Source organism: Streptomyces sp. NPDC026206 (assembly GCF_040638465.1).
GTDB lineage: Bacteria > Actinomycetota > Actinomycetes > Streptomycetales > Streptomycetaceae > Streptomyces.
Genome location: NZ_JBEZYL010000010.1, coordinates 225,918 through 237,191 on the forward strand (window position 1 = coordinate 225,918; position 11,274 = coordinate 237,191).

An 11,274-nucleotide genomic window follows, 5' to 3' on the forward strand; every position below is an offset into this window, starting at 1 on the left:
TGTCGTTCCGGCCCTGCGCAAGGACCGCCCGGAGGAGACCGCTCTCCTCACCGCTCTCGCCCGGCTGCACGTCGTGGGCGTCGGCGTCGACTGGCCGGCCCTGTTCACCGGCACGGGTGCCCGCCGTGTCGACCTGCCGACTTATGCCTTCCAGCGCGAGTGGTACTGGCCGGAGAGCGCGGCTGCACAGGGTGTTGCCGGTGCGCCGGATGCCGTGGACGCCGAGTTCTGGTCGGCGGTGGAGCGAGAGGACCTGGAGTCGCTGTCGTCCACGCTGGGCCTGGACGATGTGTCTCTGTCGGCCCTGGTGCCGGCGCTGTCCGCGTGGCGCCACAAGCGGAACGAGTCGTCCGTCGTGGACGGCTGGCGGTACCGGGTGAGCTGGAAACCCTTGACCGGGACGGTCACGGGTACCCCCTCGGGCACGTGGCTGGTGCTGGTCCCCGCAGGACAGGCACAGGACGCGTGGTTCTCCGCCGTGGTCGGGGCGGTCGGCGCCGACACGGTGTGTGTCGAAGCCGATGTGGCTGATGGCACAGGTCTCGTCGAGCGGCTCGCCACCCACGACACGGCCTACGCGGGCGTCATCTCCCTGCTCGCCACCGCCGGCACGCCGACCGCACTCGGGGATCAGAGTCTGCCGACCGGTCTGGCCTGGCCTGATGCCACTTTGCGGGTATTGGCCGACGCCGGAATCGACGCCCCCCTGTGGTGCCTCACCCGCGGCGCGGTGTCGGTTGGACGTTCGGAAGTCCTGAAGAACGCGGCACAGGCGGCGGTCTGGGGGCTCGGCCGGGTCGCCGCGCTGGACCACCCGACGAGGTGGGGCGGCTTGATCGACGCCCCGGAGGTGCTCGACCGGCGGTCGGCCGACCGGTTCCGCGGCATCGTGTCCGGCTCGCACGGTGAGGACCAGGTCGCCCTGCGGCCCTCCGGAGCCTTCGCGCGCCGACTGGTCCGCGTCTCCGTCGACCGGGCCGCCACCCCCTGGCGACCGGCCGGCACGGTGCTGGTCACCGGCCGGGCGACGGGCTTCGGCGGCCATGTGGCCCGCTGGCTCGCCGGCCGTGGCGCCGAACACGTGTTGCTGCTCGGCAAGGACGAGCCCGCCGGGACGGGCGCCACCCGGCTGCGAGCCGAGCTGGCCGGGCTGGGCGTCGAACTCACCCTGGCCACCTGCGAGGTGGCCGACCGCGACGCGCTGTCGGCGGCACTGGCCTCGGTTCCCGAACGGTTCCCGCTGACGGCGGTGGTCCACACGGGCGAGAGCAGGGAGCCGCTCGACGGCTCCACGCCGCAGGAGCCCCACGCGTTCCTGTCCGCGGTGCACGCGGACGTCGAGAGCCTGGAAACGGTGCTCGGCGAGCAGCAGCTCGACGCGTTCGTGCTGTTCTCGTCGATCTCGGGCGTCTGGGGCATCAGCGGCCAGGGCGCCGGGGCCGCGGCGAGCGCCTACCTGGACGCCGTGGCCCAGCAGCGCCGCGCACACGGCGGGCGGGCCCTGTCGGTCGCCTGGGGCGCCTGGGCGGACTCCGCCCAGGACGGCCTGGCCGCACATCTGCGGGCCAACGGACTGCCCGCCATGGATCCCGAGCGGGCCATGGCCGCGCTCGGCCGGGCCACCGGTGACGGCGAAACAGCGGTGACCGTGGCCGATGTGGCGTGGGACCGGTTCGCGCCGGCCTTCACCCGCTCCCGGCGCAGTTCCCTCTTCGCTGAGCTGCCCGAGGCCCGGCAGGCCGTTGCGGATACCGAGGTGGGCGAGCAGGGCAAGGCGACGACCGCCTCCACGCTGCGGGGCGAGCTGCTCACGCTCTCCGCAGCCGACCGCACAGAGCTGCTGCTGACCCTGGTCGGTACCGAAGTAGCGGCGGTCCTGGGGTACGCGGGTGCCGACGCCGTCCCGTCCGGACAGGCCTTCCGGGACCTGGGATTCGACTCGCTCACCGCCGTCGATCTCCGCAACCAGCTCGCGGCCGTTACCGGGCTGAGCCTGCCCGCCACGCTCGTCTTTGACTACCCGACCCCCGCCCTGCTGGCGGACCACCTGCGAGCCGAACTCCTCGGCGAGCGGGACGAGCAGGCCGCGACGTCCGGCCCGCTCACCCAGGACCGGGCCGTCGCCGACGACCCGATCGTGATCGTCGGCATGAGCTGCCGCTACCCGGGCGGCGTCCGGTCGCCCGAGGACCTGTGGCAGTTGGTGAGCGGGGGAGTGGACGTCATCGACGGCTTCCCCGCCGACCGCGGCTGGGACCTCGACCGGCTGACCCGCGGCGACCGGGACGGCCGGGGCCGCACCCGCACCCAGCAGGGCGGCTTCCTGTACGACGCGGCGGACTTCGACCCCGGCTTCTTCGGGATCTCGCCGCGCGAGGCGATGGTCATGGACCCGCAGCAGCGCATCGTCCTCGAGGCCGCGTGGGAGGCGCTCGAGCGAGCCGGGATCGACCCGGCCGCGCTGCGCGGCGGTGACACCGGTGTGTTCATCGGTGGCGGCAGCGGCGACTACCGTCCGGACGCCGGGCACATCGGTCACGCCCAGACCGCGCAGTCGGCCAGCCTCCTCTCCGGACGGCTGTCCTACACCCTCGGCCTGGAGGGTCCGTCGGTGACCGTGGACACGGCGTGCTCCTCCTCCCTGGTGGCCCTGCACCTGGCTGCTCAGGCGCTGCGCTCGGGAGAGTGCTCCGTGGCCCTCACCGGTGGTGTGACGGTGATGTCCACACCGGTGACGTTCGTCGAGTTCGGCGAGATGGGCGCCCTTTCGCCCGACGGCCGGTGCAAGGCGTTCTCGGACGCCGCCGACGGAACGGGCTGGTCCGAGGGTGTGGGCATCCTCGTCGTCGAACGGCTCTCGGACGCACAGCGCCTCGGCCACCAGGTACTGGCCGTACTGCGCGGTTCGGCCATCAACCAGGACGGCGCGTCCAACGGCATCACCGCCCCCAACGGCCCTTCGCAACAGCGGGTGATCCGGCGGGCCCTGGCCAACGCCGGCCTGTCACCTGTCGACGTGGACGCGGTGGAGGCACACGGCACCGGCACCACTCTTGGTGACCCGATCGAGGCCCAGGCGCTCCTGTCCACCTACGGCCGGGACCGTGAAAGGCCCCTCCTGCTGGGATCCGTCAAGTCGAACATCGGTCACACGCAGGCAGCGGCGGGCGTCGCCGGTGTCATCAAGATGGTCATGGCGATGCGGCACGGCGTACTGCCGAGGACGCTGCACATCGACCAGCCGTCGACGCACGTCGACTGGTCGGCCGGTGCCGTCGAGCTGCTGACCGACGAAGCGGAATGGCCGGAGACCGGCCGTCCGCGCCGGGCCGGAATCTCGGCCTTCGGTGCCAGCGGCACCAACTCGCATGTGATTGTCGAACAAGCGCCGGTGGGCGGGGAGCATGCGGAGCCCGCCGGGAACGGCGAACGGCACGCGCCCCTTCCGACGCCGGTTTCGCTGTCCGCCGTGGCACCGGACGCGGTGCGGGCCCAGGCGGGACAGCTGCTGTCGTACGTGACCGCACACCCCGGCCTGGCAGTCACCGACCTTGCCTACTCCCTGGCCACGTCCCGCTCCGACTTCGAGCACCGGGCCACGGTCCTGGCGAGCGACCGCGAGGAGCTGCTCAAGGGTCTGACGGCGCTCGTCGGCGGGCACAGCGCACCGCAGGTCGTCCAGGGCCGGGCCGTCCCGGCCGGCAAGTCGGCGTTCTTGTTCTCGGGTCAGGGTTCGCAGCGGGTGGGGACGGGCCGGGAGTTGTACGGCCGGTTCCCCGTCTTCGCGGAGGCCCTGGACGCGGTACTGGCGCGCTTCGACATCGAGTTGGTCCGTCCGCTGCGGGAGGTGATGTTCGATGACGAGGAGCTGTTGAACCAGACCGGATTCACGCAGCCGGCCTTGTTCGCCGTCGAGGTTGCGCTGTTCCGTCTGGTGGAGTCGTGGGGCATCCGCCCGGACTTCGTGGCCGGACACTCGATCGGTGAACTCGCTGCCGCCCACGTGGCGGGCGTGCTGTCGCTCGAGGACGCCTGCACGTTGGTGGCGGCCCGGGCGCGGCTGATGCAGGCACTGCCCGCGGGCGGCGCCATGGCGGCGATCCAGGCCACCGTGAGCGAGGTGACCGAGCGGCTGGCAGAGGGCGTTTCCATCGCCGCCGTCAACGGCCCGAACGCGGTCGTCATCGCCGGTGACGAAGCCGCTGTGCTGCGGATTACCGAAGGTTTCGACGCCGACGGCCGAAAGACTAGGCGTTTGCGGGTGAGCCATGCATTTCACTCACCGCATATGGACGCCATGCTTGAGGACTTCGGGCAGGTCGCTCGTAGCGTGTCGTACGCTGCGCCGACCCTGCCGCTCGTGTCGAACCTGACCGGTGGAGTGGCCACCGCGGAGCAGGTGTGCGACCCCGGTTACTGGGTCGATCACATCCGTCAGGCCGTACGCTTCGGCGACGGCGTACGCACGCTGGCCGAACGTGGCGTGACGCGGTTCATGGAGATCGGCCCGGACGGTGTCCTGTGCGCGATGGCCCAGGAGACCCTCGACGGCACCTTCCCGCAGGCGGTGACCGTACCGGCGCTGCGCAAGGACCGCGGTGAGGAAGCGTCGTTGGTCACCGCCCTGGCCCGCATGCACGTCAACGGCGCGCGTCCGCAGTGGTCCGGTGTCTTCGCCGGGAGCGGGGCGAGCCGGGTCGACCTGCCGACCTACGCCTTCCAGCGACAGCGGTTCTGGCCGGAGACCAAGCCCGCGGCGACTCCTGCCCCGGGCAGCGAGGACGCCGAGTTCTGGTCCGCGATCCAGGGTGAGGACTTCGAATCCCTCGTCACGACCCTGGACGTCGACAGCGACTCCTTGTCCAAGGTGCTCCCGGCGCTGCGGGACTGGCGCAGCCGGCGAAGCGAACAGTCCGTCGTGGATGGCTGGCGTCAGCTGATCACCTGGAAGCCGCTGAGCAGGGCCCGTACGGCCACCCTGTCCGGGACCTGGCTCGCGGTGGTTCCCGCCGGGCACTCCGACGAGGACTGGACGGCCGGCGTCGTCGGGCTCCTGGGCCCCGACGTGGTGTGCCTCGAAGTCGCCGACCCCAAGCGGGAAGCCCTGGCCGAGCGGCTGCGCGAGCAGACCGCCGCCGGCCGGGAGTTCACTGGCGTGCTCTCCCTGCTCGCCCTCGAGGAATCACAGGACACGAGCGGCGTGCCCGCCGGACTGGTGCTCACCGCCACGCTCGTGCAGGCGCTCGGCGACGCCGCCATCGGCGCACCCCTGTGGTGCGTGACGCGAGCCGCGGTCGCGGTGTCGGGCTCCGAGCCCGTACCGGGACTGGCACAGGCCGGCGTGTGGGGCCTGGGCCGGGTCGCCGCGCTGGAGTACCCGCAGCGCTGGGGTGGCCTGATTGACCTGCCCGAAGTCGTCGACGAGCGCTCGGGCACCCGGTTCGCGGGTGTCCTCGCCGAACCCGACGGCGAGGATCAGGTCGCCGTGCGGCCCTCGGCACTCTTCGGCCGCAGGCTGGCGCCCCTGCCGGGCGGACAGCCCGTACGCACCTGGGACCCCACCGGCACCGTGCTGGTCACCGGCGGCACCGGCGCCCTCGGCGCCCAGGTCGCCCGCCACCTGGCCACCGCGGGCGCCCGTCACCTGGTGCTGATCAGCCGCACCGGCCCGGATGCCCCCGGTGCACAGGAACTGCGTGCCGAACTCACCGACCTGGGTGCCGAGGTCACGCTCACAGCCTGCGACGCCGCCGACCGGGAGGCGATGACCACCGTCCTCGCCGGCATCCCCGAGGAGGCGCCCCTCACGGGGGTCGTCCACGCCGCGGGAATTTTGGACGACGGCGTACTCGACAGTCTGACTCCCGAACGGTTCGAGTCGGTCTTCCGCGCGAAGGTCGCCTCGGCGCTGCTCCTGGACGAACTGACCAGGGACCTGGACCTGTCGGTGTTCGCCCTGTTCTCCTCCGCCTCCGCGGCGGTGGGCAACCCGGGCCAGGGCAACTACGCCGCGGCGAACGCCGTCCTGGACGCCCTGGCCGAGGACCGCCGGGCCCGCGGCCTGGCGGCCACCTCGATCGCCTGGGGCGCCTGGGGCGGAGATGGCATGGCCGCCGACAGTCGGGCGGTCGTCCTGGCGCAGCGCACGGGCATCCGGCCACTGGACCCCGACCTCGCGGTCACCGCACTGCGCCAGGTCGTCATGAGCGCCGACGCCACCACGGTCGTCGCCGACGTCGAGCCCGGACAGTTCGTACGGGCCTTCACCACTGTCAGGCCCAGCCGCCTGCTGGCCGACCTGTCCGCCCCCACGGGACCGGCTACCACCGGCTCCCCGGCACCGGGCGCCGACACAGCCGGCCCCGCTCTCCGCGAGAAGCTGGCGAACCTGCCGGCCGGGCGGCGCTCCACGGTCGTACTCGACCTGGTGCGCACTCGGGTCGCCGAAGTACTGGGCCACAACGATGCCGACGCCATCGAACCCGACCGGGCGTTCAGGGACCTCGGCTTCGACTCGCTGAGCTCCGTCGAACTGCGCAACCAGCTCAACGGCGCCACCGGGCTGAGCCTGCCCGCCACGCTCGTGTTCGACCACCCCACACCGCTCGACCTGGCCGGACACATGCTGGACCAGCTCATGCCCGGCGATGCCCGGAGCGAAGAGCCCGGCGACGAGGACGGGGACGAGGCCGCAGACGTGGACCAGGCCGGCATCCGGTCGCTGCTGGCTTCCGTCTCCATCGCCCAGCTGCGGGAGATAGGCGTCCTGGAGCCGCTGCTGAAGCTGGCCTCCGGCACCCGGGCGAACAGCGACGCGGCCGCCGGCGCCGAGGACGCGTACGGCGAATCGATCGACGCGATGGGTGTCGACGACCTCGTGCAGGCGGCACTGAATGGCACCTCTCTGACCGACAGCGGGACCGACGGAGCTGACAATGACCACGCCTAGCGAGAAAGTCGTCGAAGCCCTCCGGTCCTCGATGAAGGAGACGGAACGGCTGCGGCGCCAGAACCAGAAGCTCGTCTCCGCAGCCACGGAACCCATCGCGATCATCGCGATGAGCTGCCGCTACCCGGGCGGGGTGAACTCCCCGGAAGCCCTGTGGGACCTGGTGGAATCCGGCACGGACGCCATCGCCGGGTTCCCCACGGACCGTGGCTGGGACCTCGACGCCCTCCAGGACGCCGGCGTCGACAAGCGGGGCAACCGCGTCAGCCAGAAGGGCGGATTCCTCGACTGCGCGGCGGACTTCGACGCGGGTTTCTTCGGCATCTCACCGCGAGAGGCCGTGTCGATGGACCCCCAGCAGCGACTGCTGCTGGAAAGCTCATGGGAAGCGTTCGAGCGCGCCGGAATCGACCCGGTTTCGCTGCGCGGCAGCCAGACCGGTGTCTTCGTCGGCACCAACGGCCAGGACTACGCCTACCTCTTGGTCAGGTCCCTCGCGGACGCCACCGGCGACATCGGCACGGGCATCGCGGCCAGCGCCACATCCGGCCGCCTCTCCTACACGCTGGGCCTGGAAGGTCCGGCGGTGACCGTCGACACCGCATGCTCCTCGTCCCTGGTGGCCCTCCACATGGCGGCGCAGGCCCTGCGCTCCGGCGAGTGCTCACTGGCACTCGCCGGCGGTGTCAACATCATGTCCACGCCCGGCTCCCTGATGGAGTTCAGCCGACAGGGCGGCCTGGCCTCCGACGGCCGGTGCAAGGCGTTCTCGGACGCCGCCGACGGCACCGGCTGGTCGGAGGGCGTGGGCATGCTCGTCCTGGAGCGGCTCTCGGACGCCCGCCGGAAGGGCCACCAGGTCCTGGCCCTGGTGCGCGGCTCGGCCATCAACCAGGACGGCGCATCCAACGGCTTCACCGCACCGAACGGCCCGGCGCAGCAGCGGGTGATCCGGCGAGCCCTGCGCGCAGCCGGGCTGACCCCGTCGGACGTGGACGCCGTCGAGGGCCACGGCACGGGCACGCCGCTCGGCGACCCCATCGAGGTGCAGGCGCTGCTGGCCACCTACGGTCAGGAGCGTCAGAACGAGCGTCCGCTGTGGCTGGGTTCGGTGAAGTCGAATCTGGGCCATACGCAGGCTGCGGCAGGCGTTGCCGGTGTGATCAAGATGGTCATGGCGATGCGGCGCGGTGTGCTACCGAAGACGTTGCATCTGGATGCGCCGTCGTCCCACGTCGACTGGTCGGCGGGCGCGGTGGAGCTGCTGGCGGAGCCGCGGGCGTGGCCCGAGGTGGACCGGCCGTGGCGTGCGGGCGTGTCGTCGTTCGGCATCAGCGGCACGAACGCGCATGTGATCGTGGAACAGGCGGGCCCGGTCGCTGCTCCGGCCGACCAGCCTGCGGCGTCGGTGTCGTCGCCCGACGTGGTGCCGTGGCTGGTGTCGGCGAAGACTGAGGAAGCGCTGACGGAGCAGCTGCGGCGGGTCTCGTCGCTGGATGCGCTGTCTCCGCTCGACGTGGGCTTCTCACTGGCCACGGGCCGGTCGGCCTTCGAGCACCGCGCGGTGCTGCTGGCCGGTGGCGGCGCGTTGGCCGAGGTGGCCCGGGGCAGGGCCACTGCCGGACGGTCGCTGGCCGTCCTGTTCTCGGGTCAGGGTTCGCAGCGGGTGGGGATGGGCCGTGAGTTGTACGGCCGGTTCCCCGTTTTCGCGGAGGCACTGGATGCGGTGCTGGAGCGGATGGACAGTCCATTGCGGGAGGTGTTGTTCGGTGATGGAGAGCTGCTGAATGACACCGGGTTCACGCAGCCGGCGTTGTTCGCCGTCGAGGTGGCGTTGTTCCGTCTGGTGGAGTCGTGGGGTGTGCGCCCGGACTTCGTGGCGGGCCATTCCATTGGTGAGATCGCGGCGGCGCACGTTTCCGGGGTGCTGTCGTTGGATGATGCGTGCACGCTGGTGGAGGCCCGGGCGCGGCTGATGCAGGCGCTACCTGCAGGCGGGGCGATGGTTGCCCTGCAGGCCGGCGAGGACGAGGTGTCCGGCCGTCTGATCGAGGGTGTGTCGATTGCGGCGGTCAATGGTCCGCAGGCGGTCGTGATTGCGGGTGACGAGGCTGCGGTTTCCCGCATTGCCGAGACCTTCATGGCGGAGGGTCGTAAGACGCAGCGGTTGTCGGTCAGCCACGCCTTTCACTCGCCGTTGATGGACCCGATGCTGGAGGAGTTCCGGCAAGTCGTGTCCGGGCTGTCGTTCGCGGCCCCGGAGATCCCGCTCGTGTCGAATCTGACGGGTGAGCCGGCGACGACGGAACTGGTGTGCACGCCTGAGTACTGGGTGCGCCACGTCCGCGAGACTGTCCGTTTCGCCGACGGGGTGAAGACGCTCACCGATGCCGGTGTGTCGGCGTTCCTGGAGCTGGGCCCCGACGGTGTGCTTGCGGCGATGGCCCGGCAAAGCCTGGGCGATGACGGCCAGAACGTCGTTGTCGTGCCGGCCCTGCGCAAGGACCGGCCGGAGGAGACCGCGCTCCTCGCCGCCCTGGCCCGGCTGCATGTGGCCGGCGTCGGAGTCGACTGGGCGGGCTGCTTCGCCGGTACAGGCGCACGCCGAGTGGATGTACCGACGTACGCCTTCCAGCACGAGCGGTACTGGCCCACGCTGACGGCGGACCTAGGCGACGTGACCGCCGCGGGGCTCATGCCTGCCGGGCACCCGCTGCTCGGGGCGGCCGTCGCGTTGGCTGCTTCGGACGGTGTGCTGTTCACGGGCCGGCTCTCGCTGAAGGCACATCCGTGGCTGAAGGACCACACGGTGGGCGGGACGACTGTGTTTCCCCCGACCGGGTTCCTGGAGCTGGCCATCCGCGCCGGCGACCAGGTCGGATGCGACCGGATTGAGGAACTCGCTCTCGGCGAGCCGCTGGTCCTCACCGAGGGCAGCGCAGTGTTGGTGCAGGTATGGGTGGGCACTCCCGACGAGTCGGGAGCCCGCAAGGTGAGCCTCTACTCACAGGTCGCGGACTCTCCGGACCAGGCTTGGACCGAGCACGCCACGGGCGTTCTCTCATCAGGCGAGCGGATCGCGGAGTTCGGCGAGTCGGTCTGGCCGCCACGGAACGCGACGGTCGTCGACCTGGAGGACTTCTGCGACCGTCCCGACTACGGACCGGCCCTTCAGGGCCTGCGTTCCGCATGGGTGCGAGGCGAGGAGGCGTTCGCCGAGATCGCCCTGTCCGGTGACGTGTCCGGCGATGCCGACCGGTACGGTCTGCATCCGGCTCTGCTGGCCGCAGCAGTGCAGGCGGCAGCCGGGCTCGCGGGTCCGGTCGGCCGGCGACAGGCAGCGGTCCTGCTGCCGTCCTCCTGGAACGGCGTCTCATTGCACGCCAGTGGCGCGTCGAGCGCACGGGTGCGTATCACCAAGATCGGCGACGACTCGGTGTCTCTTGCGGTGGTCGATGTCGCGGGTGCTCCGGTGCTCTCGGTGGAATCGCTGGTTCTACGTGCTCCGGAGGTGCCCCAGCACCGGACTGCTCGCGCTGACCTGCACGGTTCACTGTTGCGACTGGAGTGGGTCCCGGCCCCGGAAACTCATGCCGCCGAGGGACTCCGCTACGTGACGCTGGGCGCCGACGAATTCGGCGGGGGCGCCACGATCGGCTCGCTGGACGAACTGAACGGCGACGAATTGCCGCTTCCGGACTTGGTGTTCGTCCCGATCTCGACGGCGGGTGACGACGTACCCGGAGCTGTCCGCGAGGTCACCGCGCGCGTCCTGGGGTTGATCCAGGAATGGCTGGCGCAGGAGCGGTTCGCGGAATCGCGGCTCGTCTTCCTCACCCGTAACGCCGTGTGCTCCCAGGAGAGCGAAGCAGTACGGGACCTGGCAGCCGGCGCCGCCTGGGGCCTGCTGCGCGCGGCACAGTCGGAGAACCCCGACCGGTTCGTTCTCGTCGACATCGATGGGCATGACGCCTCGGCAGCCCTGTCGTTCGTTCCGGCGCTGCCGGGTCTGCTGGCCACGGGTGATGCCCAGTTCGTGGTGCGCGAGGGCGTGGCACGGGTGGGCCGACTGGCCCGCCTGACGGCCGAGAGCGTGTCGTCCGCAGTCTGGGACACCGCGGGAACGGTGCTGATCACCGGTGGTACAGGTGGTCTGGGTGCCGAGCTTGCCCGGCACCTGGTGGCCGAACGCGGCATGCGGCATCTGCTGTTGGCGAGTCGGCGCGGCCGGGAGGCACCGGGTGCGGTGGAGCTGCGGGCGGAGCTGACCGCTCTGGGCGCCGATGTGACCCTCGTCGCCTGTGATGTCGCTGATGCCGATGCGG

General features: G+C 71.4%; 2 protein-coding genes (1 of these 2 cut by a window edge). Both read left to right on the top strand.

The genetic code is table 11. The features are described from left to right. On the top strand, nucleotides 1-6,949 hold the final stretch of the coding sequence (locus AB0F13_RS17130) for a type I polyketide synthase (RefSeq protein WP_362082080.1). The gene continues 21,569 nt to the left of window position 1, outside the view; 6,949 of the gene's 28,518 nt are visible here — the last part of the coding sequence; its start codon lies beyond the left edge, outside the window; the stop codon is at nucleotides 6,947-6,949. Continuing rightward, the coding region (locus AB0F13_RS17135) for a beta-ketoacyl synthase N-terminal-like domain-containing protein (RefSeq protein ID WP_362082083.1) at nucleotides 6,936-11,274 on the top strand (4,339 nt) is incomplete at its 3' end. The genes AB0F13_RS17130 and AB0F13_RS17135, both read left to right, overlap by 14 nt.